This is a genomic window from Paenibacillus sp. Mc5Re-14 (assembly GCF_001049835.1).
In the GTDB taxonomy this organism is placed as follows: Bacteria; Bacillota; Bacilli; order Paenibacillales; family Paenibacillaceae; genus Paenibacillus; species Paenibacillus polymyxa_C.
In genome coordinates this window covers 242,001-267,818 of the sequence record NZ_CVPD01000001.1, presented here as the reverse complement: position 1 = coordinate 267,818, position 25,818 = coordinate 242,001, and the positions used below count along the sequence as shown (strand labels likewise).

Genomic DNA, 25,818 nt, shown 5'->3' with positions numbered 1-25,818 from the left:
AATAGGCAAGATATTTACGGAATGTAGCGAGAGAGAAGAAGAAAAGAAGTACTAATGCACGAAATATTCGATCTTTTCCTGAATATCGCAACAGAACAGCAAAAAATGCGCAAAAATGGTGATTATAAAGTATACCCTTTTGGGTAATCTTGTGATTATACAGATTATTGAAAGGGAGCGATACATATGAGCTACACATATGCAGGAGGCGCACGGTTTAAAGGTAAAACTGCTCTAATTACGGGGGCTGGCTCTGGCATTGGTAAGGCAACGGCCATTCAAATGGCTAGAGAAGGAGCAAATGTCGCTCTTTTTGACGTAAGTAATGATCGTATTTTGGAGACGGAAAGAGAAATTAATGCCATACGTGAAGGGGCAGCCCGGGCTTTTGACGTGGACATTGCCGATCCGGTGCGTGTGGAAAAAGCAGTTCTGGAAGCGGTTGAATTGTTTGGCGGACTGCATATCATTTTTGCCAATGCGGGGATTAACGGGGTCGTCGGACCGATCGAGGAGCTGAGCATTGAGGATTGGCGGCAAACATTGTCAACGAATCTGGATGGAACCTTCCTGACGGTGAAGTACACAATACCACATTTGAAAAAGAACGGTGGCGGCAGCATTATCATTACAAGCTCGATTAATGGAAATCAGCGTTTTACCAGCTTTGGGATGTCAGCCTACAGCACATCAAAGGCAGGTCAAACCGGTTTTGCTAAAATGGCAGCCCTGGAGCTGGCCAAGTTTCGTATTCGTGTCAATGTCATCTATCCAGGGGCTATTTCGACGAATATTGATGAAACCACTGAGAAATCAGAAGGGTTAAAGCAGATTACCATCCCTGTGCAATTTCCTGAAGGAGATCAGCCGTTGGCAGATGGACCGGGGCAACCCGAGCAGGTTGCTGATTTGGTGACTTTCTTGGCATCTGATCATTCGCGTCACATCACTGGCGCACAAATTGTGATTGACGGGGCAGAGTCGTTATTGTTTTAGAACAAAACCTTAAGTGTTTTTTATATTGCAGCCTATTGATATTTTTTTGATCAATGGGCTATATTTACACAGTTGCCTTATAAATATACTGGATAAATCTCTGGAATGGATTTACTTTATTTTATTTGATAGAAAAATAAGGATTATTAGAATAAACAGATACAATGAACAGTTTTTTTTGAATACGACTTAAGTGCATGAGCACTAAATAGTTGGATTGCTCAGCATCTAAATTCCTGATTGTTTACAGATAGATAAAGCAAATAGCACAACCGAAGAAAATGAATCCTTGCTTTACGTAAGAAAAAGCTAGTTTGTAGTCGCGTCATCCAGACGATGGTAGTTTTTCACCTAATTAAAGGAACACTCGACCCAATAAAGCTCTTTATAGAGCTCTAGAGTCCAAAATCATAACTGGGGAGGATAACGTATTATGCAACTTCAATCCTATTGAAGAGGAGTGAGAACTAAAGTCCTCAAACTATCTTCCTGGTTTTTATCCAGACCTAGGAAGGCCGTAGCATAATAAACATTATTTTGCTTCCAAAAGTAGTAGGTTTGACTTTTGAGCTTTGATTTGTCGTTGCTGGAATAGAGAGGTCCAAAGTAGATGTGGTTGTTGTCGGCGTAAGCCGAAATTTCAACCCCACTAATCTCCAGCTTACGAATGAACGAGAGCTTAGTCGTTTCAAAAAGCGGCACTTTACTTTGATAGAACAAAATTTCGTCATTCGGGTCATCATAAATTGTGGAATTGTACGGTGCACGATAGGTGTTCCACAGAGCATCTGCAGTTTGTCTAAACGAGTAACTAGTATTCTGATCCTCCGCCCTCAACAAGATCAAGTCATTCAGCGTAAGGTGAGTGTTCAGCAAGCTGTCCGGAAATTTCACTTTAAAGCCTAGAATATTCTTCACTGCAAGTAAATCCGTCTCATCGTACAGAGGAAATGAATTCCCTTCTCCGTCGTAACGAACACGTTGGACTTGCTGTGGGAAAGTGAAGGATTGTACAACCTTTTCAATTTCTTTTTGCGTGAGCTTCTCCCAATTGATTGCATACGATACACCGTTATCCTGCCAGACAAAGCTGTTGGCTGCTTTTCGATTATGCTGAGAGCCTTGCCTTTTCGTGAATAACACGCCTTTTACATTTCCCAATGTAACCTCACTTTGTTGGAAAAACTGAGTTTGTGCTAACTTTTGTGAGTTTGGAGCACCCAACAGTAAATTATGTTCCAACATATTTCCTTTCCCTTTGGAAGCCAGCATTTCTATAAATTGCTCATTTTTGCTGCCAAATTTCGATACGAACATTATGGATACGATATTAAGAAGATCAGCTTGGTTGGCATCAGAAAAGAGCCTACTCAAATCTACAATTTCAAGCTGATAACCCTCGGGCAGATGATCAGGAACTTTAAAATCAAATTTTTTAAATTGGATTGCCCGATCCAGACTATGAAACCATTGAAACGAGCTGTTCAGCCTGTCAATTTTGAACGAGGAAGTGTCTCCTGCTTTAAGGACTGTGCGAGCATTCATATCAGGATCGGCGATCTCTTCTGTATGCGTCAAATTGGTGAGAAGGATAGCACTCAAGAAGAGCAACAAGAGAAATACCACGGCAAATAGCTTGTACAAGCGTCTTTTGTTTTTGAAGATCAATGTAAGTCTCCTTTTCATTTTTGTTACCATAGAAAAATTTGATAGATTCCCCGGTAGGAAGTAGTATCTCAATTGCCAGTAAGGAATTAGCTCTGTGCTTTATAGTATGATTATAGAAAAGTATACCATATAAAGGTTATTCATGGTAAACTAGATTGGCTTCTTTGAGGGATGAAGGAAATTTGGATGTGAAGAAAGGGGAATCTAGCCACGATAGTCATTCAGCGTTAAAAATAAGGAATATCAATCTAAAACAGATAAGGAAGAATTATATTGAAGAAAACTTTTCTTAGTATTGTTGTTCTGCTTATACTTTCAGGAAATATGGCTAGTGCAAAGGCGAAGCCCATTCAATTAAACGCAAATGGGAATCTTCTTACTAATATGAAAAGTCCCATTGTTTTAAACAATACTAGTTTTGTACCTGTACGTGTTATAGAGTCTTTAGGAGGCTATAAAGTCGCTTGGAATAGCAAAAGCAAGACGATAATTGTGACTCATGATAGCGATAGTCTGCAGCTAACTGTTGGTAAAAACGTTGCCCTCAAGAATCATAAAGAAATAAGCCTTAGCACTCCTCCAGTTATGAAAGACGGCACGACTTATGTTCCTTTGAGATTCATTAGCGAGAATTTTAATGCTATTGTAGATTGGGACTCTAAGAACAATGGTATTGCTATTATAAAACCTGATCAAAATGCACAAAAGCTGATACAAAGTGGTGATTTGGCAAAAGCTAGATTGGGGGTTATTGGACTACAAAGAGTTCAATTCTATGTATCCAAGGATCGACCTGAAGGAGACAGTTTCAGCTATATTTTCCCAGAGAATGATTTTTCTAAGATGTATTTTATTTGGAGTGATAGTATTTATTATTACGAGTTGAAAAATGGTTATATGAGCTTAGCTTGGGAGGGAAAAAAGACTTTTTCTAAGCTGGATGGAACACACAGTTCTTTGTCTAAATACTTGGGGGGAGACATAGAAAGTATATGGGGTGAACAACCAGCTGTAACTAAACGACTTGTTTTCTTTAATGATAACTCTGGATCAGTTGGGATGGTCGGTGAATATGGGATTATAGACACAAAGGGGAATGTAGTTGTATCCCATAAAGTACAGGATGCTAAACAGCTTGCAGACTTAATTGTTAATGTGCAGGAGGAAAAGAAATAATTAAGTGTCTTACCCTATTGTCCAATTGAGCAAAATGATTGTATGTTATTATGGAGATGCATTTAGTGAACCTGGAGGTCCTGACAGGGAGACAGTTGAGCATGTACTGATCCATAGCGCAAACGCTGCAAACGATACCACAAGCCAAGCATTTTCTTTAGTAAGCTACGTCAGAGGGATTCCTGGTCTTGGAAATACAGCAGAAGCATTCCGAATTCGGGGCGCTTCTTGTTCCTATTCTATTTCCTAGTATTTCGTTTATGGTCCAATTAATAGGATAAGATAACCGGTGGGAAATGACACGGCTAAGCTACTCGAAGGGGGACTGCCCCGTCTCTTGAACTTATCGCGAAGACTCTTGACGCTGTGCTAAAGGTGGTCTGTATTACTATTGGTCTGAAGACTTTGGTTCAGGCATGAAAACAATCACGGCACGCAAAGACAAGAAAAACCACCGAGAATAGGTATGGAAGCCTAGGAATCCAGTGGTTTTTCATTTCGTATTGAACTGAAATCTCGCCGTGGTTGCCCACCGGCCTTTGTCGGGTAGCCGTGATGCGCTAACATCGCGGCTACTTTTATTTATATCCATTATACCACAAATACATGAGGATGAAATGTCTGCTTATTTATGCAGGTATTTTTATTGTATACGATTATTCGAAGAAAATAAGTGAACTAGCAATACAAAAAGTCTTTTCCCTCAGTGACAGGTATGCTTTACTACTCCTCTAAAGACTTGTATATATAATAAAGTAACCAATCGAATTATATTACCACGTTTTCAAAAGGGGATGGTATATGAATATGCTTAATAGTAAATTTAAGGAAATTGGTTTATCTAGTGCTATTTTCGTTATTTTAACTATTGCTTTTGTTTGTTCTTATCAAGTTTATCAAAATGTAGAAACTGTCCATAATTACTTTTCTCCTAAAATAATCTCAGTTATGGCTATTGAAAAAGAAACTGATGAATGGAACAGTATTAAATTTGATGGTCAAGATTACGTCAAATTTGATAGTGTTTTTTGGGATAAGACAATCATAAATGATGCAAACAGTGCAGGTAATGTGCTTGTTAGAGTTAAAGATGAACAGGGAGATATCGTGATTGATGAGTTTCAGGTGTCTCCTGGCAATAGCAAACAACTGATCGGTTTAAATAATGATAAACAATATTACTTTGAGATCAAAGCTGCAAAAGGACAATTCACCATTAATGCAATATAGTGAAAGAAGGGCATCCCTTGGGGGATGCTCTATTTTCGATTTTTTAATATGAAAAGAAAATAAAGTATTTTCTTAGTGCTTAGGTTAAGATAAGTTCCCTGTTTAAGCACTACATGCTACCCGCGTACGCTCTTTAATAGGTGATTGGAAATGGAATATAATGAGGAGGACGTAGCCCAAGCGAAGGCGCGGGAGCGTTCTTTTTATTGAACTAACTGACAGGATAGTTCAATCATTTCTCGAATATTTTCTGAGTTGGATAATTTAATGAACTTTGTGAATATAACGTTATCTGAAAGATACGAAATAATTATTTTTTGAAGGGATGATTAAATTGAAGCAAGGGATATTAGTTTTTCTAAATGGAACTTCAAGTTCCGGAAAGACCTCCATATCGACTGAACTGATAAATCAGAAAGAGATCCTTTTTTATCATTTATCAATTGATGATTTTTTTAATAATTACTATGATTTTATTAATAATAAATTTCCAGATGATCCTCCAAAAGAAATAGATCATCAAGTTGTCTCACAAATACTTGATGATTCCATATTCTCAGTGTACCATTCGACAATTAAATTGTTATTAGAATTGGGTTTTAATGTAATAGCAGATACCATAATCGACAATGACAAGAGGTTTAATGAGTTTCTTGATCAATTTTTCGATCAGCCTACGTTATTTATAGGTGTAATATGCTCGGAAGAAGAACTCATAAAAAGAGAGCAAACAAGAGGAGATAGACAGATTGGACTAGCAGCTTCACAGTTCAGCAAAATATATTGCTTTGATGAATATGACCTCGAAGTAAATACGGAAGAGATGAATCCAATAGAATGTGCCGAAAAAATATTAAGTTTTATTAAGTCCAATAAGGATTACTCGGTATTTAAGAAATTAAGTAAAAGAAATGTTAGTGTTTCCTAGATGGCGTATCCATCAGATAACACCCTATTCAAACATTGGGACTATCGCCCCTCGGTCTGCCCGAGAGATTTCGGAATTAAGCTAACGAGGAACGTTAGTTCAATAAATAGGCTTTTACCACTTTTGAGCAACATGCTAAAATACCGTAGTACCTGTTAACCTCTGAGTCTAATGTGGAACTTAGAAAGACTTCTATAAAGTATTTGTGGTAACTGGTACCGTATTAGAAGGAATTAGCCCTTAATAGGCGTATATATAATTGTGCAGTGACCTCTCAGGGAACAACCGCCCAGAATAGGTTTGGAGCCGGCAGGACATCCTTCTGGACTTCTTTAACAGAAATGAGGAGCTCCATATTTTGGCGCTGCACATTTGATGATTATTCAACCTGTCGAAATGACAGGTTTTTTTGCGTAGAAAAATAGAGAACTTAATAGAGAAAGAAGGGAATTGTTTCTTTCTGTCGAAAGAACTTAACAGAAGCCCTTTAAAGTTATTGAGGCGGATTCTCGACCTCTCAGTTTATTATGGGTAATGCACCGAATCTAAAACCTGACATACTACATTGGGTCCATTGCGGAGCTCTTAAGAAAACTTGGTTAATCTGGTGCAAATGATTCGAATAGGTGATCATAAGTTGAATGATTTTATGCTTACGGATACGAGCATTATTGAAGACCAAGACAACTCAAGAGCTTTTTATCCCTTCTATGTTGGAATAGATATTGGTTCGGATTTCCATGTTGCTGCTTGCATTCCATTTGAAAAGTTCCGCAGTGAGAAGAAATGGAAACGTAGTGAAACAATGAAGCTTAACTCGGATAGCCAAGGGATTACAAAGTTTATCCATGCTTTAGAAGACATTCAAGCACAATTCGAGTATAAACCCCAGGATTTCTTTATATTACTGGAACCAACGGGTGGGCATTATTCATATTTAGTTGTTAGAGTTCTATTAGATCGAGGCTACTCTATATATCAGGTTGAAAATAAAGCTGTAAAGGATTTCGTGAACGCCAGCTAGGGCTTAATGAAAAATCCGATGAAATTGATGCTAGAATCATGGCCTATATGGGATGGCACAAAACCCTTCATCCTGATATTCGTTCGGCGCGTATAGTTCGTCCTGTAAGTGCAGAACAGGTTTTATACCGCACATTAACTAGGGATCGCTGGTTGCTTACTACTCAATTAACGAGAGGTAGGAATCAAATCCAGCAATTATTTTCAGTAACCAATCCTGAACTTAAACGAGCTTTTAAAAAGACAGGTGCGTTAAGTGTCCTCAAATTAGCTCTGAAGTATCCTGCAGCGCAAGAAATGGCCCAGGTAACTCGAGATGAACTTAGGCAAACTCTAATAACAAATGGTGCAAGAACTACTGCTACAAAAGCCTCTATGACCTTGGCAGAACTGTTACCCAACACATTAGCCTTGAACATTCCACACCTAGCTGAACGGTAAACGTAGCTTATTGAAGAGACCTTGCGTATAGATGAAGCGATAAAAAGCATGGATAAACAGATAGCTTCCTTGCTTTATGGGAATAAAGAAAAAGGATATAAACCTCATCCTTATACAATGATACTTATGTCCTTCCCTATCATGAGTGAATCTAAGGCCTGTACATTTATCGGTGCATTGGTGATAATGAACGTTTCTCAACATATTTAGAGCTTAAAAAGTACCTTAGTGTAGCTGCGGAGAATAAAATCTCGGGAACATCCGTTTTTAAGAGTAGGCAGACATACGAGGGTGTTAGAGATACTCGCAGAGTTCGATTCTTAATGACTTTGCTACTAATATCTCCAAAAATAAGTGAAAATAGTTTTCGTGTTTACTATAAAAGATTAGTTGATCAAGGAATGGCAAAGAGAAAAGCAAACACGCGAGCAAAATGGGAGTAATCCTTGACGGTGATAAAGTAAGATTAAAGATCCCAGCTAATTTAGAAGATTACGAACGCCAAGCGGATGAGTTAGCAGATGACGATGTCTTAAGAACGACCAGTATCTTACACTGCCTTACACTGAACATAAATAGCTCATTGCATGTAAAATAGGAAATAATAATCTTCCGAATTTCGGTAATGGGCTCATTTACATTTTTCTAAACGCTACACTACATTAGACTGACGTTGCTTCATTAAGCTAACGGGCAGGAGAGTTCCAATACGTAGTATTATTTAGGGGGAATCGATTCGGGAATAAATACTAGGACAAGGAGCGTTGTAACATGAAGATGATCAAAAATTTCGCGTTAGTCGTTGTGAGTCTTATTAGTGATTTGTGGCTTGGGTTAGGAGTCAAGCCAGAGGTTTATGATAACCGAAGCAGTGTGAAAACTAAAGCCGGTTATATTTTATTTGTTTTGATGGCCGCATTAATTGCAATAACAACTGTTGTATGGGTAAGTTCTCGGATTTATTAAATCAGTTGGCCTCTGCACTAACGGGCATTTTAGTTCAACAAGTAATCTTATTTCCGAAAAAACATGTTAAACAGTATTTTACTAATATCATGAATTTATTTGTAACAAATTTACTTCTTCTATCGTTGAATAATTAGGATCGAATAAAGATAGGAGGGTTTATTTGAAGAATACAGTCTTGTTATTCATTATGGCACTAACTCTTATATATATAGTTGGTTGCACGGGTGTTCAGCAAAAAAACAAAGACCTTGAGGGAGAGAAACCACCAAAAGTTCAAATTCAGATTGATAAACGAATGTACAAAGCAAAACTCGGCACATATTGCTGGACAACGTCATGTGTGGATTTAGCTGGTCCAGTTGAACTTTTAAAAGGAAAAGAACCGATTCTAGTAAAGCCTGGTGTTGTTGTAAAATTCATTATGAATTATGAGCCCCAACCGAATAAATTTCATGTCGAGCAATTCTATGAAGGAAAACGTACAGAAGTTTTATTGAAAGAAAATAGTTTTCAAGCTCCTACAGAAAAAGGGACATATTTTTATTCATACGGGGTATGGTGGATGGATGAAGATGTAGAGAACCAATCTCGTGGCGATGCATTTTATCATTTTGCTTTAAAGGTCACCTAGAGATTAAGATAACTAATGCTACACGATGGTATCATAAGAACAGGCTGCCGTAATATCGGCTGCCTGTTGAGCTAACGGGCAGGATAACGCAACAAATTTACTGTTCCTACGTATAGCAAATAATTAGGAAATCAACTCGATGAGAATTGTAGCCAAAGGGCAACAGTTTGCAGGGGAGCGAAATGAAGTGACAATAAAAAGACCGTTTGGTACTGGGTCATTTGCAATAGTTGTTCTAACTTTAGGTTTTTTATTTAATTTTAAATTTCAAAACGACTTCATGTTGAGCCATTATCTGTTTAAGTTATTCAATTGGGATATATATACGAATGAAACCGAGGGGTATCACATTCCATTTATGGCTGCTATTGTATTTTGGTTACCAGCAGTGATAATTTCGAGAAAATATCCAAATAATTTTGGAACTTCCTTGTGTTATAGGGTGGGAGGGGTTATGTTTATTCTTAGTATTATAGTGTTTGCCGTTTACTTGTTTGGAACTCTTGTATAGAAACAAGCGATGATTAAGGTTCGTCGTTTGGTTAAGCTAACAGAGAACGTTAGTTGAATGACAACAGTGGCAAGGTAACAAAAAGTAGCTCCTGCATTGCCTGCAGGAGCTACTTTTTGTTGTGTATTAAATTTGTTTCAATTATTGATGAAATGTGGCGTTCCTAAAAGCATGATTTTTGACATGCCACATCGGGGCGGAAGCGGGACTGAGTTGGAGGGGGGGACATCATTCTCGCCAATCATGCGGTTGGGAATAGGGGATGCACATCCGTTACTCGACTATGAGCAAGATTTGAGCCGTTACGAGAAATGGTATTTTTGTATGACGGTGAATTAAACTAACGGGCAGGTTTGTTTAAAAAGTCCCTGATTGTATTTATCTATGCTTAATGTTAATCTAAACCATAGAGATGCAAACAAAGGAGCATACCTTATCATGTGGATTACTCTGTAAAGATTAACAATTCGAAAGGATGCCTGTAATAGTGAATACACTATTTTATTAGGCGTGCTTTTCTTTAATCTTACAGGGTATGCAGGGAAAGGTGTATCATAAACCCATGCTGCGGATACCTGATGGTATCCGTTTTTATTCGTGGGAAACTGCGTCTCTATTGATTCCTACCTGCTTATCCTCCTACTAGCGAATGGAGGAGCTTTTTGATGAGATCGAAGTTAGTTTTGATTGAGGGATTGCCAGGATGCGGGAAAACAACAACTGCTCAACTCGTTTATGAAATTCTTACGGAAATGAACATTACATCCCAGCTGTTTTTAGAAGGAAATCCAGAACATCCTGCTGATTATGATGGAGTCGCTTTCTTTAAGAAAAATGAATGCGATGAATTATTGAATACACATGAAAAGTTTAAAGATTTGTTAAGTAATCTCATGATTAAACAAGGTAACGATTACATCCTAGAATATCGGAAAGTAAAAATTGAATACGGGCCAAATTTTCCAGATGAATTGCTTCATGCAGTTTTCAAACATGATATTTATGAATTATCGCTAGATCAAAACAGGAAACTGATAACCGAACGATGGATGAAGTTTGCGGACCGTGTTTTAAATGGTGCGGACACTTTTGTTTTTGATTGTTGTTTTATTCAAAACCCTGTAACAATGGGGATGATTAAACATGATGCGAAGAAGGAAGACGTTATAAGTTACGTTATCGAACTGGAAACAATTGTAGCTCCACTGAATCCATTGTTGCTTTACGTAGATCAGAACGATCTTGATCATTCCTTCAGAAAGGCTGTAAAGGAAAGACCTCAGGAATGGTCAGAGGGATTTATTGAATATTATACGAATCAAGGGTATGGTAAAAAACAAAATTACAAAGGGTTAGAAGGAACGCTGCAGGTTCTTAAAGCAAGAAGAGAACTAGAAGAAAAAATTTTTAATGGCTTAAACATAACCAAGATAAAAGTTGATAACTCTTCTTATAATAAAAACGATTATAAACAAGTTTTAAAGGGCATTTTATCAAATTATTATAAACAAACAAACTAACGAGAAATTGGATTCTAATGATCGCTGCAGGAATCATGTATCAAAGGAACAGTATCGAGTACGCCAGGAAATGTGAAGGCGTGGAATCAAAGTTCTGGAGCAACATCAACTGGAGGATCGTATTACGGCCAAGTATCTTTGTCGGGGATACACACACGAACTAAGATTTCTCTGGAGCAAAGTCAAAACAGACACAGATATGCGGCTGGGAGAATATTTAGGCGTGGACATAAGCTCATTAAGTGTCTGAAGCTTATTCAAGATGGGGGGGGGATTTGTCCAGACCAAAGAGTTTGTCCGGATCCCCTTTGTTCAGTGAGCTACGGACAGGAAAACCAACTGAATACATAAATGAATGTGTTACAGAGCGATGCAAATCGCTCTTTTTGTCGTGTCCAGATATTTCTGCCGTAGCCAAGTAATTCAGCTTCACATGGATCATCTTTTTTTGAAAAATCTATCATATATCACTAAAGCGACGACTATAGTAAACACCTGGATTAAAAACTGTGGCACCAAGATTAAAAAATCCATTTAATTTCCTCCTTATTAAGTTTTATTCTTAGCAATGCTGGACATAAACTACGATCCTAAACGATGTATAACTTTTTTCCTGAATTTCGATTTTAACAAAAATAGTATTATATGATCGATTAATAGTTATTTACTATAAAATGATTGAAAACACTAGAATATTTAACAAATTATCGCTATAACAGTCGCGAGTCTTACAAATATTAAAAAATGAGTGATTGATTCCAAGTTGAATTTGGCAAAAGTACATCCAAAGATTTTACTTACATAGATCAAAAAATTAATGGAAAGAGGGAATTTGGAATGAAGAAGAAATGGTTTACGCTACTTGCTACACTTACAATGGTGCAGCATTAGGTACTTCTGTATCCGCTGCATCTGTTGTTCCGTCGGCTGATACTTCAGTTTCGGTTTCTGCTTCAGAAGCTTTAACAAAAGATCAAACTACATCCCAAGCTACTGTCGATCAATCCGAGCAAGAGGCTCAAAAAGTTGTTGCAAAATACTTAACTGCTGTGCACGAAAAGAATTTTTCGGATGCAGTAAGTCTAGTCAAAGATTCGTGGTATCTCAGTGAAGAAAAACAAATTCAGAAGTATGAGGAATACAGTAATAGAACTGATTTCGATAAAATTGAAGTTGTTGGTACCCAAAAAGAGTCCAATTCGAGTGTAGCAGTTACAATCAAAGAGGATGGGAAAAAACAAAATTTGAAAGTAATCAAAGATGGTGAAGAGTGGAAGTTGGTTCTTGGTGATGGCAATCCTGCAACCGTTAAAGCACTGAATCCATCTGAAAATTTTCTATAAATGCAACTGTAGACTATTATAGACTTAGTGGGGTTAAATATGGAACTGTACTAATTGGGGACGACGCTTTTTCTGTTGGTGCATCCCATTCAGCGACAATCAAAGGATGGCAAGACACAGGTATTAGTGACGTAGAAGCTACTAATAGATATGAGATTGTGCAAGATGTATGGAATGGATGGAAAGAATGGAGTGTCCCAGAGAAAATATTTGGAAACAGTTCTGAAAATGTTTCAAAAACCTGATACAGTAGAACTTTTGATGGTATCCCGGCAGGTAGTGGATATCATATCAGAATCACTGGACTAACTCAACCAAAAGGTTACGGTGCAAGCGGAGCAGGGAATGTTTACGTAAACTAAAAGGTGAATTTAAGAACAGGTTCCTTTTTACTGAGTCCTGTTTTTTCTTTTTTTCACTAGCTTTTACAGCTATACTATTTTGTAAAGGGAGGTGAGTGAAATTTGAAAAAAGCAATAGTATTTTTTGTTATGTTAATTGTAGGTCTAGTTGTAACCGAGCAGGCAGTTGATATTCTTACGACTCGTGGACGTGGAGAAGCAATTTACAAGATGGGTATGTTAATCCCTGCCCAAGATTTTTATCTATATTTGTACGGGTCCATTTTTTTATTGTTAGGGCTTTTGCTTATTTTGTCTCCTTTACTATTTAAAAAGTGTTTTATAGCCAAGAAGAGCGTCTAAATGCAAGGAGATCTGAAGCTTTGCTCTTCAGGTCTTCTTGCTACTTTGTTTTATGGAGGTAGCTATATGGCTTTTCTAGAGGATAGTTCTAAAAAAGAAGAAATTCGAGAACGTTATGAGCAATTATGGAGTGAACTTTTAGTTAGAGATGAAGAAGAAGCAGAAAAGGTTTTAGAAAAATTGGAATATAGATTCCTTCCGACTAGCCAGAAGATAATAAGACCATTTAAGACTCATCTTACTTGGATTATCCCTCTTGGCGTGATTATATTCTTTGTTTTAGCTTACGTCATATTTATTTATATAGCATTATGGGTAGAAGATTAGTTAGTAGGTGCTCTTGGAAAATCAGAATCTTTCCAGGAGCATTTTTTATTATGGTTTAATAAATGGGATCTGCTTGATATGACCGGCCTTTATAGCATAGGAGCGGATTAATTCCGCTCTTTTTGTATGATCTCTTTAAAAGTATAACCGCTATAAATGAGGAAATAGGATTCTCCAATTAGAAAAAGTAACTTATGCCACCATGTTTCTTGTGACATAAATAAAAATAGGATAATTCCAACTGAGATCATAACCATAATCACTTCTACAACCATGTCAGTTACAATACTGGTTCTATGCTTATTTTTGTATTTTTCGTACAACGTCCGACCGATCAAACGGATGGCGTATATACCCATCAACCAATCATAAATATAATGGGGTGGATTATTATATACAAGTCGCACTGTTAGGGTAGCCAAGAAAACTATCAAAATAAGAAAAATTGGATTCTTCAGCTTCGTCAGCATAGTTCTCTCCCCCCACTCCATTTACAATTATTATACAATATCTTTTGAAAACTTCATAAAATAAACATACTTCGCAAAGGAAGGTAATTCATCGCGATAAAAGGGTGTTTCTGGCTCAATCTAGGAGCCCTCTTTTTTTTGAGCCGGTTGTAACCCTAAAGGCTGGTAAAACGCTAATCATTATGTATACCTGCATAGAGCAGAACCATGTTCCGCTGCGTTCCATCATCGTGCTATCGAAGTGAAGTTGAAGAAGATGGTTGGCAGCAGCTGAGAGCGCATTTTACAAGGACGACTTAGTTTCCTATCCGTAAGCTTCAGGAAGTTGATATGGCTGAAGAACAGGAAATTGGTAATTCCGTGAAGGTAACAGGACATGTTTACGAGAATTAAGATTAGATGCAAAGAGATCTGAAGTTTTGTTCTTCAGGTCTTCGTGCTACTTTGTTTTCTATGGAGGTTGCAAATGGTTTTGCTAAAAGATAGTTCTACTAAAGAAGAAATTCGAGAGCAATATGAACAAATTTGGAGTGAACTTTTAAATAAAGATGAGAAAAAAGCGGAACATGTTTTAAAGAAATTGGAATATGAGTTGTTGCCTACCCGTCAAAGAATCCTAAGATGGTGGGGGAAAATCCTGTCTCCATTAAAAAAACGTTTTATCTGGATTATCCTTTTTAATGTGATTGGGTTCTTCCTTTTAGCTTACGTACTATTTATATACGTATCATTGTGGATTGAAGATTATTAAAGACGTTTCTGGGGAACCAGAAGCGTCTTTTTTTATGATCCGGTTGAAACCTAAAGGCTGGTTTTACCAGCCGGGGTATCTGTAGCAAATAGGCTGGATGATCGGCAAGTAAGGGAGCGAACAGGACAAGAGTGGGGAAGCTGGCACATAACCGCACAAATGTGCGGGCTTTTGTTAAATTAGAACGTAAACAATTGTACCAACTACAGATATAGCCATCATCAATAGTGAAGTAATATGTTTTTGTGAACTTCGAATATATTTCCATTGGAAGATAGATCGAACACCGAACACTATAATAAGTAATACGCCAATCCAAACATATTTATAAGGGGGTTCATTAACAAAAAAAAGTGATAAAAATATACCAATACCCCCAATCACAACGAACCACCTGTATGGGATAAAACCATCCGTGTCTGATATCATCTCATCTGTTTTGCTGATAATTTTATCCAGAACAAATTGAATCACAGCTGCAATAAATAATACAAGATAAAAGCTCACTTGTATCACCTTCTTTTTCCATTTATTCAACTGTACTACACCAATACAAATTTTTCATGCATAATAAACATATGATCTAATTCCGCCCTTTTCTTCTGATTTCAAAAATATTAACGCACACACCAATAAGTAAATATAGCTCCGCAAGCAGAAAAATTAATTGATCTGACCATGAAAAGTCTTTAGTTGAAAATATGGATATGATAACTCCGAATGAAATGAGTAGCATAAATAATTCTACAATCCTATCAGTTATCCTACTGATCTTCTCATTTTTCTGATATGTTGCATGAATAGACGTACAATTAAACGGATTATTAATGATGCTAACAACCAGTTATAAAGAGTATTCGGATAATTATATGAAATTCGCAGAACTAGACTAGCTATGAGCCATACCAAAAGAACAAAAGTTAAATAATAAGGATTTTTTAGCATCGTTCTTTCCCCTCACCGAATTTACAGTTATACAATTATTATACAATATATTAGAAACTTTTCGGATAATTCATACGTCTCATGTAGGGGTACTTATTGAAAAAGGAGGTAATTTATCTTGAAAAAGGTTATTGTGTTTGTGTTTTTCTTCGTACTTACGTTTCAAACCTGGGCGATTGCTGATGCCGCCAATCCGAAATCCGTTAACGCGGTGAATGTGAATGGAAAGTTTATAGCAACTGATGTTTCACCTATTATTAAGGACGGGCGTGTTTTGGTTCCTATACGCACGCTTGCTTCACTTGGGGTAACCTATCAATGGGATAGTAAAAGTCAATCTGCTCTCATCACAAAAGGCAAAGATCAAATTAAGCTGACGGCCAACAAAAAAGAAGCATTTAAAAATAACCAAGCAGTTCAGGTAGACGTTCCTGTCCAAATGACTCAAGGAAGGATACTGGTACCTATTCGTTTTGTGTCGGAGAACTTTGGCTACAAGGCAAACTATGAGAAGATTCTGTCTATTTTATTTATTCAAGACGGTAATTATAAGGTTGATCAAGAGAGCCTACAGGCTGAAGATTTACAAGCAGCTCGTCAGGCTGCTATATCGCTGCCGGTTCAATTTTCTTTCAATTCGCTTTCTTCTTTAGAAAAGCCGGGGGCTAACAAAGAATATACTTACGTTTTCCCGAGAGGGGATTCGTCCAGATACATGTATTTTAACAATGATTGGTCAGCTGGTAATACGATAGTTGAAATTAAGGATGGAGTTGCTAAGGCAGTTTGGCAATTTACATCAGGAAATGGTCTGGATGATATTGTATCCAGTGCTGGCCAAAGACCAAGTTATAATTACGTCGAATGGGTGACTGATATCTTGATGTTTAATGATGAGAATGGGAATATCAAAGCTGTATACAAAGATGATAAAGGTCAACAAAAGGAGCTCAATGCAAAGGCGAAATCCTATATAGATGTTATCCAATCTATTCCTAATGAGACGAGAAAACAATAGCTACTACTGATTCAGTTTATTAAGGACGTCCTTAGCAAGGGACGGTCTTTATTTTGCTTTTGGATTCAAAATATAAGCATGAATTTCAAATTTGGAGGCTAGTTGGGTATGAAAAATATCTTTCTTTCATCTATGCTTACTTTAAGCATGCTCTTAACATTTGCTATCCCGCTTTCTGCTGCACCGTCGATTCAATTGGTCATAAATAGTGAGGTGGTACATTCAGATGCTCCCCCTGTTTCTGTCGCAGGGAGAACTATGGTTTCTTTGGCTTCATTGAAGCCACTAAAGCTTAATTTAGTCTGGAACGCGGACAAGAAGACGGTGACTGTCAATGCTCCTGGGGTGAAAGAGAAACTTGTGCTTACGATCGGCCAAAAAGAAGCTTCTTATGGAGAAAAAACACTTACTTTGGACGTGCCTGCTCAATTAAACAAGAATCGCGTTGTTGTGCCTTTGCGTTTTATCAGCGAAGCCTTTAAAGCAGAGGTGGAGTGGAAAGCGGACAAAAATACTGTCATTATCCGGAGTGCTGATCAAGTAGAAACATATAAGAAGCTGTATCAAGGTACGGATTTGGTGGCGGCACGTAAAATCGCTGTAGACCTTCCTTCGAATGATGAAAATACGCTTCATAATACCGAGGAGGGTGTTTATTATCAGTATATCTTTCCTGAAGGAGAAGCATTGAGATATTATTATGTTGTTGGTAATTTATATACTTACTATGAAATTAAGGATGATGTTAAACATTTAGTTTGGGAAGGTGTAGAAGAAGATTCGAGAAAGAAAATGAAAGAAAAAGGAAAGCATCCATCGGAAGACAAAACACAATATTATTTTTTACAAGAACGTGTGGATCATAGTGTCACATATGGTAAAGTGGGGACCGAGAAGCCAGTAACGCAAGTTTTGCCTAAAAATACTACGGGATTAGCGGATATTATTGTACCTATTTCCGGTGAAGTAAGGAAAGATCGAATGAAATAGAGTATGATTCAACTTCATCTAAGGACGACCTAGTGTACTAGTGACGTCCTTTGTCTCGCTTGTGGCTTAAAACTAGCGCCAAAACTGAAGATTATAAAAGTCCCATCTTTATTTCCGCTTATGCTTATCTAAAACTTCTTGAAACTTATCTGCATTATAAATGTCGTTATTGACCTTCCACGTGCCATTCTCTTTTAAAAAAATGAGTTGGCCTTCCAAGGGGATTTTTTTATTTTATCCTTCAACATAAGAGTTGCAGAATTTGTTAAGTCAATGTTTTTTTTGGTTACACTTTTCTCTTGAAATTGAAGGTCTTCAATTGATAAAGTGGTTTTCTCAAGCGAAGCGATTTCCAGAGGAAGAGCGATTTTGCGATTATCGACTTGTTTTTTTAAAAAATTTGTTGTCATTAGTGGTTCCAATTTACCTTTTCTTTGTTTTATCCAATTCGGTGTAATCGATTTATTATAATCACTTACTTCAAATTCGGTTTGTTTAAATTCCGTAGCAATCTGTGTAACATTTAGAATCTCAGTATCATTTTTATTTTCTTGAGTAATTGGATTGTATGTTTTCTGTTGTGAATTTTTCGTGGAAATTGCTGGTTTTTGATTGGAACAACTTATAGCTGTTGTTAACAATATTGTGGATGTTAGAAGGTAAATGGATTTCTTCATAAACAAATCCTCCTATATAGCTATAATACTTGTTAATTTTACCATGAAATACACTTAAATCATATAAAGTTAGAGAATAAACTCAGCAACTTTGCAAATTGTATCGTAGCATAGGCCATTTCAATCAAACCAGCAGCTGGCTGTCAAGGAAGGAGCGAGGTTGCGAGACCGAGGAAGGGCTAACTTAGGTGTTCTAAGTTCCTGTCCCGTGTTTGGGCGCACTAACGGAGCGTAAGGCAAAAGCATTTGAATGTAGCTCATGGAAATTGGCATAGATAAGAATTTTAGGATAATTCATACGTCTTATGTAAGGAAAGTTATTGAAAAAGGAGGTAATTTATCTTGAAAAAGGTTATTGTGTTTGTGTTTTTCTTCGTACTTACGTTTCAAACCTGGGCGATTGCTGATGCCGCCAATCCGAAATCCGTTAACGCGGTGAATGTGAATGGAAAGTTTATAGCAACCGATGTTTCACCTATTATTAAGGACGGGCGTGTGTTGGTCCCTATACGCACGCTTGCTTCACTTGGGGTAACTTATCAATGGGATAATAAAAGTCAATCTGCTCTCATCACAAAAGATAAAGATCAAATTAAGCTGACGGCCAACGAAAAAGAAGCATTCAAAAATAACAAAGCAGTCCAGGTTGATGTCCCTGTCCAAATGATTCAGGGAAGGATCTTGGTACCTATTCGTTTTGTTTTGGAGAATTTTGGATACAAGGCAAGCTATGAGAAGCTTCGGTCCATTTTGTTTATTCAAGACAGTAATTATAAAGTGGACCAAGAGAACTTACAGGCTGAAGATTTACAAGCAGCTCGTCAGGCTGCCATCTCGCTACCGGTTCAATTTTCTTTCAAATCGCTTTCTTCTTTAGAAAAACCGGGGGCTAACAAAGAATACACCTACATTTTTCCAAGAGGGGATTCTTCCAGATACATGTATGGAAACAATGTTGGTAATACGGTAGTTGAAGTTAAAGATGGAGTGGATGTTTAATGATGATAAGGGGAATATCAAAGCTGTATACAAAGATGATAAGGTCAACAAAAGGATCTCACTGCAAAGGCGAAATCCTATACAGATATTGTCCAACCTATTAATAGCTAATTCTATTCGATTTATTTAAAGTCTATAAAGTTCAGCTTAGTTTGGAAGGCTGCAAAAACATATTATTGAGGTGGCTAATCAAATCATGAATAAATTTTCAAGAGCGGCTTTTGCATCTGCAATATCTTTTAGCGTACTTGCAAGCTGTGTTTCTGGTGTTTCTGCGGCGGCTTCCAAGTCGATTATTGTACAGATAAATAACAAGCCTGTGTCAGGAGATGCAGAGCCATATATTGAGAATGGTTCCACGTTGGTGGCATTGAATATGATAAAATCGATTCCAGGTGTAACGATCAACTGGGATAATACTTCTAAAATGGTAACTGTAGATAATAACGGAACAAAATCAACACTGGTGGCTGGCAAAAAAGAGGCAATGGTAGGTGGTGCAAAAGTAACACTGTCTATCTCTTCTGTAATGAAAAATGGTCGTGTTATGGTGCCGCTACGTTTCATTGCAAATGCGTCCGGTTCTCAAGTGTACTGGAATGCTCCAGATCGTACAGTTTACGTAGTTAAACCGACAGAAGATATACTGAAAGAAATCCAATCTAGTGATATTTCTGTAGTTCGTCATAGTGCATACAGTCTTCCACGTATTGTCAAAGTTAATGTACTGTCAGGTGAAGAAGGGGATAGTATGGCTTATATTCGCTACTTCCCAAAAAAACAATCCAGTGAATTTTTTGAACAACATATGGACATTGTGAATTACTATCGTATCATTGACACACATGTAGAACTCCTCTGGTCTGCAAGGCTGAATCTGCAACAGGAAGCCAAAAATGCAAGTCTGCCTTTCCTCAACAACAAAATTATTGAACAAAGCGGCAAAATGCCGATGATCCCAAAAGGGTTCATTTATTATAACTATAGTGTTCCGGGCGGCACCACGTTCGGGACTATTGATAAAACTGGTAAAAAAACTCTTCTAGGTGAAGCAACCGAAGATCAAGCAAAGCAAATGTTTTTCTCTATCCCAGAAGAAGAACAACTATAAAAGATAATTGTCAGAATGGATACATGCAATTCTTTTTTTAGACAGAAAGGAAAGGGAGGACTGATTGTAAAGTATATTACTTGATTATATGTACAGTTGACTAGTACTTTACCTTTAATATATTACATATACAAGTGACGTAGGAATAACGACACGTTGTATACTAAGGAGGAATATATGAAATCCGCGCAGATAATGACTGTAGGTGCAATAATGGTGTTGGCCATTTCAGGGTGCAGTGGTAATGCAAGTTCAAATCAACAACTGCCTCAGAACGAAGTGAAAAATATTGAGGTTAACAACACAAAGGAAGGTGTAAAAGAAGTTGAAGAAAAAGTAACTATAGAAACATCTAAAGCAACTGACAAAAAGATGAATTCTGTAGATTATTCACAGTATTATAATAATCAAGATAAATTTAAGGTTGTAGTTTCGGGAAAACAGATTGTATGGAAAAATAAAGATGTTACTTTTACCGCAAAATTAACTAAGGCTAAGGGGGAAGAAGCCGCCGAAGCCAATGAAGTTGTGGATTCTATGAAAATAAAAAGTAAGCGCGGAGAGCAACTTATCAAGCTCAACCCACGACCTTTGAGAGTTAATTCACTTTCCTTATCCATAAACAACCAGGTAGCTCTCCATGTAAGCGATCATGAGGGGAGTAGACTTGTTCTAATTAATTTATCTGAGGGGGCTCAAACTATTGTAAACATGTTTGAGATGAATAGTGACGGAGCAGGAAGTGAAAAGATTGATGCATATAATTGGTCACCAGATGGAAAAAAGATTGCGTTTGGAATCGGTGATCTAGGTTCAAGTTATATCGGAGTATACGATGTAGAGCGTAAGAGCTATACGCATGTGTCCGATAAGGATTTTACACTGATCTCCTCTATAGTTTGGCATAAAGATGGGAAAAGCTTTGACTTTGTTAGTAAAGGTGACGATTCTCCACAAGCAATACTCTATACTTACTCGGAAACAAAAAAATCCATTTTAGAAAGTGGGGCTTTATCTAAGAACGATGAACAGAAGCTAGCTGAATTAACATCGGAATTTTGATTGGACATATACAATGTTGATAATTGACACCAAACATTTATAATGGTTGAAGTATAAATTAAGGTGGGAGTTGCTTATGAGGATTTCCATGAGTAAGGTTCTAAAACGTTATGCAACGATTCTATTGAACTACGCAATAGTTATAGGGGTATTTTACGCTTTGGGATATAAGATGAGCGCTATGGGTATCTATGCAATTCTGACAGGAATTGTGACTGGAGCAATAATCAACTTGGCATTATCAAAGCAAGAAAAATGAACCTATGTATCCCTTGATTACATCAAAATCAGGGGATTTTCATTTGATTAAAAGGTCTCGTGAGTTTCTGCATGTGACCTCTATATCATTGCTGGTGGGACTGCACATGGGGAAATGAATTAGTCATGTCAACTCATTGAACCTTTTACTTGGATCAATCCAATCATTTCAGGATGTCGTTCGTCTAACCTGTCTCAATATGTGTAAGATATGCTTAATTTTCGTTATAAACATTAGTTGCATAATATATTGACAGATGGTTAATTTTGGAGAAGAATAGAGGGTGATTTTTTAAAAAATGGAATTTTTATGTGAAGGGTGGTTATGACTTGAAGCATACACCTACGAGGTTCAGCGGAGTTTGAGGATTATTTAAAACAAAATGATATGACGTTGAGTCAATTTGCCGAATATTCAGGGGTTCATCAAAGAACGCTTAGTAATTGGATTACTCAGCATCGTCCTGTTTCTGTCCAGCAGCTAGACCGAATTACTGTGGCTATGGATTTTCCAGAAGGCTATTTTTACGATCTATACATAGAAAATTATATCATTGAACTTTCTCCGAATTTTAGGCGAATCGAGCCATTATTGTATCGTTGTGCGGAGTTGGACAAGCTGGATGCAATCCGTCGAATGGTTGGTCATATTATGGACAATCCGCTGTATGCGTCCAGACTATTTGATATTGCAGAAGAATTATTTGAACAGGGAAGACATGCTGCTGCGCTGCTGCTTTATGAGAATGTCGCAGAAGTGGAGAAATATCAGCATTCTGAACGCTTGGCCATATGTCAATATCGCATATTTACGATTCAAGTTGGAGACGATCAAGGTCTTAATCTCAAGGCAGCGACATTATTTGAACCTTTCGTGGAACGACTGGATGAAATAGATCAGCTTGATGCCTTAAAGGATTTGGCGAATGTGTATCGTTCTTTGCGTTTATGGGACAGGCTTGATGTGATTGCTCGCAAAATGAAAGATAAAGCTGAAATCCAATACACATTGGAGCATCAGCAGAAAAAACGAAAGCCTACGGAAATTGAAAAGAGGCTGAACCGTCCATTGTTTGTGTACATTACATATTCTGATTTACTGTGTGCCAGTGTATATGAGGCCGAAGGCGATTATGAGCAGGCATTAGAATATACATACGCCTACGCTAATTTAGATTGGGTCAAAGAGACTGACGAGGATACTCTGCATTGGATTAAACAGTTTCAAGATTGGGCAGAAGGTAATATCTACACCTATAAACTATTATCTGGAGATATAAGTGTACTAAACAATTATGTTGAATATATTGCTGCATCGCCAGATGCTTCTGAAAAAGAAATGGTTACAAAAGTGTTGAATGTTATGTCGGCGGCAAACCAGTATAGTATAGATGTAGATCATATACTTCGAAGGTTTAAAAAGAAAATTGACTTATTTGCCCAACACAATCCGTCATCTGATATGTATACCCAACAAGTGATACCAGAACAGTTTGCACGTCTTGGATACGAGTTAGCTTATTACTATTTGCATCAAGGGAGGTATAACGATGGTTTTAAACACTTGATGTATGCAATGCTAAAGTCACATATAATAAATAATGAAACTTATTTTATAAACTGCATGGGATTATTCTTACATTTCAGAATGAATGCAGCACATGATACAAAGACGCAGTTTTTAAATTTCATTGAAAAGGTGTGGTTAGACAATGTTAAGAAAAATGGTTCTTCTGATCGTCGCAGCTAGCTTTTTATTTATCGTGGCTGTACCTAATCATGATTATAACCAACACCATATTATTCAGCTTAACGATACTATTGGAGGTGCTTAAAGGTAAAATAAGAATTAACACTCACTAAACTTTTTTGTTAATGGGTGGTGTTGTTGATTGAAACTACCCTGTGAACAACTTGAAACCAACTAAAAATAAACATATACCGACAAAAAGTGCCTCTGGAATATTCCAGAAGCACTTTTTTTGTTAAGCGTATTTTAAAAAAATCCAAAAATTTACGTTTTGCATTAGAATATGACACAGAAGGGGGAATCATGCTGATGAATCCAGGTGTGACTTTACTTCGTGTCGAACGGGCCAGAAAAAGACTGTACCAAGTGCAGAAAAAGTATGGGTTTTTAACGCATCCTAGAGTAATTGAACAATCTATGAAACTGGATGAACTATTGAATCAATACCAAACCTGCAAAATGAAATCTTAGCTAATGTGTGTGCATGATGCATTTTAAAGGAAGACGAACTCCAATCTCCAAACTCCAATAAAGATCCTAAATTCTATACTATGAAGAGGTGGTAGCGCTGTTGAACAAACGAAATCCTGTAACCCCTTTGGGCTGGAAAATCAAACAAAAGCTAGTTGAAATTCAAATGGACCAGAGAACTTTTTGTGACACCTATCATATTCCTGCTAGCCGCCTGTCCAATCTCATTCATGGAACACGCAAGGCCAAAAAATATAGAAAACAAGTGTGTCAGTTGCTTGGGATCGAAGAATAACCATCACTCTCCTACAGGAATACAGGACAACCTCATAATATGTAAGCTACAGTGGCAAAGGAATCCAGGTTTATTTAATATAGATTGTACATAGGATGCTTAATACAAGGAGTGGATGAAAATGTTCTCTAGAATGGCAGAGCAGAAGATTGCCGAGGCGATGGCCAAAGGCGAATTTGATCATTTGCCGGGAGCGGGCAAGCCACTGGTGATTGAGGATTTGTCACATGTGCCAGAAGAGCTTCGGATGTCATATAAGCTGTTGAAAAATGCTGGCATTTTACCAGAAGAGCTACAGCTGCAAAAGGAATGTGTCCAGCTACGTGATTTGCTTCACGCATGTCATGAGGCAGGAGAGCAACAGCGGATCAGTCGCAGGCTGACTGAAAAATCGCTTCGTCTTCGGATGCTGCTGGAGGAAAGAGGGCTGAATACGTCGTCTGTATTTTATGAATATGAGTCTGCTGTGCGTCAGCGACTGGAGGAATAGAAGTGAGAGGAGCAAAGGGCGGAGTGCCCTTGCCCGTACATTTTGCTTTCCGTGCTTTGTCCCATTACCGTTGCAGTGCAGATAATTTCATGAGGCATTGCTTCGTTAGGATGACGGGTTCTTTGGGCAGTTTGTCCAAATGAAAGCCATCGATTAAATCCACAGCCTTCACAGGCTCGGGAGTATCCAGCAGCCCGGAAAAGTAGGCGAGCCAGCCAATGACGGCTTCCGGTGTAACTCCTTGCCGACGCATGGCTCGGAGTGCTACGCCACCATGTCGCTTGGCCAGTCTTCGTCCATCCGGACCCAAGACAAGGGGAACATGTGCAAAACGCGGCGGCTGCAAGCCCAGGGCTTGGTATAACAATAGCTGACGGGGAGTCGAATCAAGAAGATCATATCCACGCAGCACATCGGTCATATGCATATCCGCATCATCGATGACGACGGCAAGCTGATAGGAAAACATGCCGTCTGCCCGTTTGATAATAAAATCGCCCCCCTCCGCCGCGCCGAAGGATACGTGACCAGCTACCTGATCATGAAAAGAAATAATAGCATCTGGATGTTGCGGTACTTTAAAACGAAGTGAAGGGAGTTTATGCTGTGCTTTAGCCAGGGCTTCACGAGAGCTAAGATTACGACATGCCCCTGAATATGCGGGTCCTTCACCAGACAGTCCGTGCGGAGCATGGGCGGCAGCCATAATGTCTGCCCGACTGCAAAAACAAGGATACAGTAAATCTTGCCCCTGAAGTTTCTCCAATGCAAATTGGAAGCGTTCCAGCCGCTGGCTTTGAGTGTAAGGACCGTAGGGACCGCCAATATCGGGTCCTTCGTCCCAATCCAACCCGATCCAGCGCAAATCCTCCATTATTTCTTGCGCCAATGTGCTGCGAACTCGCGTCATATCAATATCTTCCATACGTAAAATATAGGTTCCGCCCAGGGAACGAACATGCAGCCAGGATAATAAGGCGGTGCGAGCGTTTCCTAAGTGTATCCATCCCGATGGTGTTGGGGCAAAACGTCCTCTAATGGGTTGAGTTTGTAATTCCATACGA

At 38.0% G+C, this 25,818-nt stretch carries 29 protein-coding genes and 1 pseudogene; 25 read left to right on the top strand and 5 right to left on the bottom strand.

Annotated elements, in window-relative coordinates:
• Positions 1 to 186: 186 nt before the first annotated feature.
• Positions 187 to 996 carry an SDR family oxidoreductase gene (locus BN1546_RS01070; protein ID WP_090735419.1) on the top strand — a complete coding sequence of 270 codons (810 nt, stop codon included), beginning with the start codon at positions 187 to 189 and terminating at the stop codon, positions 994 to 996.
• Positions 997 to 1,443: 447 nt separating this feature from the next.
• On the opposite strand, the gene BN1546_RS01065 is transcribed toward BN1546_RS01070, so the two are convergent.
• On the bottom strand, positions 1,444 to 2,664 hold the full coding sequence (locus tag BN1546_RS01065) for a peptidase M56 (protein ID WP_090735416.1): 1,221 nt from the start codon (positions 2,662 to 2,664) through the stop codon (positions 1,444 to 1,446).
• A 273-nt stretch (positions 2,665 to 2,937) separates the two neighbouring features.
• Here BN1546_RS01065 and BN1546_RS01060 point away from each other — a divergent pair, with 273 nt between their 5' ends.
• The 13 genes from BN1546_RS01060 (at position 2,938) to BN1546_RS00995 (ending at position 13,467) form a co-directional block, all read left to right on the top strand.
• Positions 2,938 to 3,840: a copper amine oxidase N-terminal domain-containing protein gene (locus tag BN1546_RS01060; protein WP_090735413.1), complete on the top strand. Its 903-nt coding sequence runs from the start codon at positions 2,938 to 2,940 to the stop codon at positions 3,838 to 3,840.
• Positions 3,841 to 4,641: 801 nt separating this feature from the next.
• Positions 4,642 to 5,070 (top strand): hypothetical protein, encoded by a 429-nt coding sequence (locus BN1546_RS01050; protein WP_064963074.1) that lies wholly within the window; start codon positions 4,642 to 4,644, stop codon positions 5,068 to 5,070.
• Positions 5,071 to 5,404: 334 nt separating this feature from the next.
• The gene (locus tag BN1546_RS01045) at positions 5,405 to 5,998 is read left to right on the top strand and encodes a chloramphenicol phosphotransferase CPT family protein (protein ID WP_090735410.1); all 594 of its coding nucleotides are present in this window, start codon (positions 5,405 to 5,407) and stop codon (positions 5,996 to 5,998) included.
• A gap of 637 nt (positions 5,999 to 6,635) precedes the next feature.
• Entirely contained in the window at positions 6,636 to 7,022 is a 387-nt protein-coding gene (locus BN1546_RS01040; RefSeq protein WP_141651578.1) for an IS110 family transposase, read from the top strand.
• A gap of 38 nt (positions 7,023 to 7,060) precedes the next feature.
• Positions 7,061 to 7,462 carry a hypothetical protein gene (locus BN1546_RS27645; protein WP_255305243.1) on the top strand — a complete coding sequence of 134 codons (402 nt, stop codon included), beginning with the start codon at positions 7,061 to 7,063 and terminating at the stop codon, positions 7,460 to 7,462.
• A gap of 158 nt (positions 7,463 to 7,620) precedes the next feature.
• Entirely contained in the window at positions 7,621 to 7,905 is a 285-nt protein-coding gene (locus BN1546_RS28430; RefSeq protein ID WP_369690599.1) for a transposase, read from the top strand.
• 328 nt (positions 7,906 to 8,233) lie between these two features.
• On the top strand, positions 8,234 to 8,428 hold the full coding sequence (locus tag BN1546_RS01030) for a hypothetical protein (RefSeq protein WP_058829521.1): 195 nt from the start codon (positions 8,234 to 8,236) through the stop codon (positions 8,426 to 8,428).
• Positions 8,429 to 8,591: 163 nt separating this feature from the next.
• Positions 8,592 to 9,062 carry a hypothetical protein gene (locus BN1546_RS01025; RefSeq protein ID WP_249930775.1) on the top strand — a complete coding sequence of 157 codons (471 nt, stop codon included), beginning with the start codon at positions 8,592 to 8,594 and terminating at the stop codon, positions 9,060 to 9,062.
• A gap of 139 nt (positions 9,063 to 9,201) precedes the next feature.
• On the top strand, positions 9,202 to 9,573 hold the full coding sequence (locus tag BN1546_RS01020) for a hypothetical protein (protein ID WP_058829522.1): 372 nt from the start codon (positions 9,202 to 9,204) through the stop codon (positions 9,571 to 9,573).
• A 665-nt stretch (positions 9,574 to 10,238) separates the two neighbouring features.
• Positions 10,239 to 11,093 (top strand): P-loop NTPase family protein, encoded by an 855-nt coding sequence (locus tag BN1546_RS01015; protein ID WP_058829523.1) that lies wholly within the window; start codon positions 10,239 to 10,241, stop codon positions 11,091 to 11,093.
• Positions 11,094 to 11,941: 848 nt separating this feature from the next.
• Complete coding sequence (locus BN1546_RS01010; protein WP_231124583.1) at positions 11,942 to 12,436, top strand: hypothetical protein; 495 nt, start codon at positions 11,942 to 11,944, stop codon at positions 12,434 to 12,436.
• 464 nt (positions 12,437 to 12,900) lie between these two features.
• Entirely contained in the window at positions 12,901 to 13,140 is a 240-nt protein-coding gene (locus BN1546_RS01000) for a hypothetical protein (RefSeq protein WP_013370804.1), read from the top strand.
• Positions 13,141 to 13,467: a hypothetical protein gene (locus BN1546_RS00995; RefSeq protein ID WP_228392897.1), complete on the top strand. Its 327-nt coding sequence runs from the start codon at positions 13,141 to 13,143 to the stop codon at positions 13,465 to 13,467.
• A gap of 107 nt (positions 13,468 to 13,574) precedes the next feature.
• On the opposite strand, the gene BN1546_RS00990 is transcribed toward BN1546_RS00995, so the two are convergent.
• Positions 13,575 to 13,937 (bottom strand): hypothetical protein, encoded by a 363-nt coding sequence (locus tag BN1546_RS00990; RefSeq protein WP_013370806.1) that lies wholly within the window; start codon positions 13,935 to 13,937, stop codon positions 13,575 to 13,577.
• Between the two features lie 466 nt (positions 13,938 to 14,403).
• On the opposite strand from BN1546_RS00990, the gene BN1546_RS00985 reads away from it, so the two are divergent.
• Positions 14,404 to 14,688, top strand: a complete 285-nt coding sequence (locus BN1546_RS00985; protein ID WP_013370807.1) for a hypothetical protein — start codon at positions 14,404 to 14,406, stop codon at positions 14,686 to 14,688.
• Between the two features lie 174 nt (positions 14,689 to 14,862).
• On the opposite strand, the gene BN1546_RS00980 is transcribed toward BN1546_RS00985, so the two are convergent.
• Positions 14,863 to 15,225, bottom strand: coding sequence for a DUF4181 domain-containing protein (locus BN1546_RS00980; protein WP_231124582.1), 363 nt, complete (start codon positions 15,223 to 15,225; stop codon positions 14,863 to 14,865).
• 526 nt (positions 15,226 to 15,751) lie between these two features.
• Here BN1546_RS00980 and BN1546_RS00975 point away from each other — a divergent pair.
• The gene (locus BN1546_RS00975; RefSeq protein ID WP_090735403.1) at positions 15,752 to 16,651 is read left to right on the top strand and encodes a copper amine oxidase N-terminal domain-containing protein; all 900 of its coding nucleotides are present in this window, start codon (positions 15,752 to 15,754) and stop codon (positions 16,649 to 16,651) included.
• A 108-nt stretch (positions 16,652 to 16,759) separates the two neighbouring features.
• Positions 16,760 to 17,641, top strand: a complete 882-nt coding sequence (locus BN1546_RS00970) for a copper amine oxidase N-terminal domain-containing protein (protein ID WP_013370811.1) — start codon at positions 16,760 to 16,762, stop codon at positions 17,639 to 17,641.
• 194 nt (positions 17,642 to 17,835) lie between these two features.
• Here BN1546_RS00970 and BN1546_RS00965 read toward each other — a convergent pair whose 3' ends face one another.
• The gene (locus tag BN1546_RS00965) at positions 17,836 to 18,318 is read right to left on the bottom strand and encodes a hypothetical protein (protein ID WP_058829527.1); all 483 of its coding nucleotides are present in this window, start codon (positions 18,316 to 18,318) and stop codon (positions 17,836 to 17,838) included.
• 342 nt (positions 18,319 to 18,660) lie between these two features.
• Between BN1546_RS00965 and BN1546_RS00960 the strand changes: the two genes are divergently transcribed.
• From BN1546_RS00960 to BN1546_RS00925, 8 genes and pseudogenes are all read left to right on the top strand, one after another.
• Positions 18,661 to 19,317 carry a copper amine oxidase N-terminal domain-containing protein gene (locus BN1546_RS00960; protein WP_253806484.1) on the top strand — a complete coding sequence of 219 codons (657 nt, stop codon included), beginning with the start codon at positions 18,661 to 18,663 and terminating at the stop codon, positions 19,315 to 19,317.
• 196 nt (positions 19,318 to 19,513) lie between these two features.
• The gene (locus BN1546_RS00955; RefSeq protein WP_013370814.1) at positions 19,514 to 20,428 is read left to right on the top strand and encodes a copper amine oxidase N-terminal domain-containing protein; all 915 of its coding nucleotides are present in this window, start codon (positions 19,514 to 19,516) and stop codon (positions 20,426 to 20,428) included.
• A 177-nt stretch (positions 20,429 to 20,605) separates the two neighbouring features.
• A complete protein-coding gene (locus BN1546_RS00950) occupies positions 20,606 to 21,490 on the top strand; it encodes a TolB family protein (RefSeq protein WP_058829528.1) in 885 nt (294 codons plus the stop codon).
• Between the two features lie 88 nt (positions 21,491 to 21,578).
• Positions 21,579 to 21,749: a hypothetical protein gene (locus BN1546_RS00945; RefSeq protein WP_013370816.1), complete on the top strand. Its 171-nt coding sequence runs from the start codon at positions 21,579 to 21,581 to the stop codon at positions 21,747 to 21,749.
• Between the two features lie 329 nt (positions 21,750 to 22,078).
• Positions 22,079 to 23,498: pseudogene (locus BN1546_RS00940) on the top strand (helix-turn-helix domain-containing protein).
• A gap of 303 nt (positions 23,499 to 23,801) precedes the next feature.
• A complete protein-coding gene (locus tag BN1546_RS00935) occupies positions 23,802 to 23,969 on the top strand; it encodes an aspartyl-phosphate phosphatase Spo0E family protein (RefSeq protein ID WP_013370820.1) in 168 nt (55 codons plus the stop codon).
• A gap of 100 nt (positions 23,970 to 24,069) precedes the next feature.
• Positions 24,070 to 24,264, top strand: coding sequence for a Rha family transcriptional regulator (locus BN1546_RS00930; protein ID WP_025675050.1), 195 nt, complete (start codon positions 24,070 to 24,072; stop codon positions 24,262 to 24,264).
• Between the two features lie 115 nt (positions 24,265 to 24,379).
• A complete protein-coding gene (locus tag BN1546_RS00925; RefSeq protein ID WP_043885934.1) occupies positions 24,380 to 24,754 on the top strand; it encodes a DnaJ family domain-containing protein in 375 nt (124 codons plus the stop codon).
• A 64-nt stretch (positions 24,755 to 24,818) separates the two neighbouring features.
• On the opposite strand, the gene gluQRS is transcribed toward BN1546_RS00925, so the two are convergent.
• Positions 24,819 to 25,814 carry a tRNA glutamyl-Q(34) synthetase GluQRS gene (gene gluQRS, locus BN1546_RS00920; protein ID WP_090735399.1) on the bottom strand — a complete coding sequence of 332 codons (996 nt, stop codon included), beginning with the start codon at positions 25,812 to 25,814 and terminating at the stop codon, positions 24,819 to 24,821.
• Positions 25,815 to 25,818: the final 4 nt, after the last annotated feature.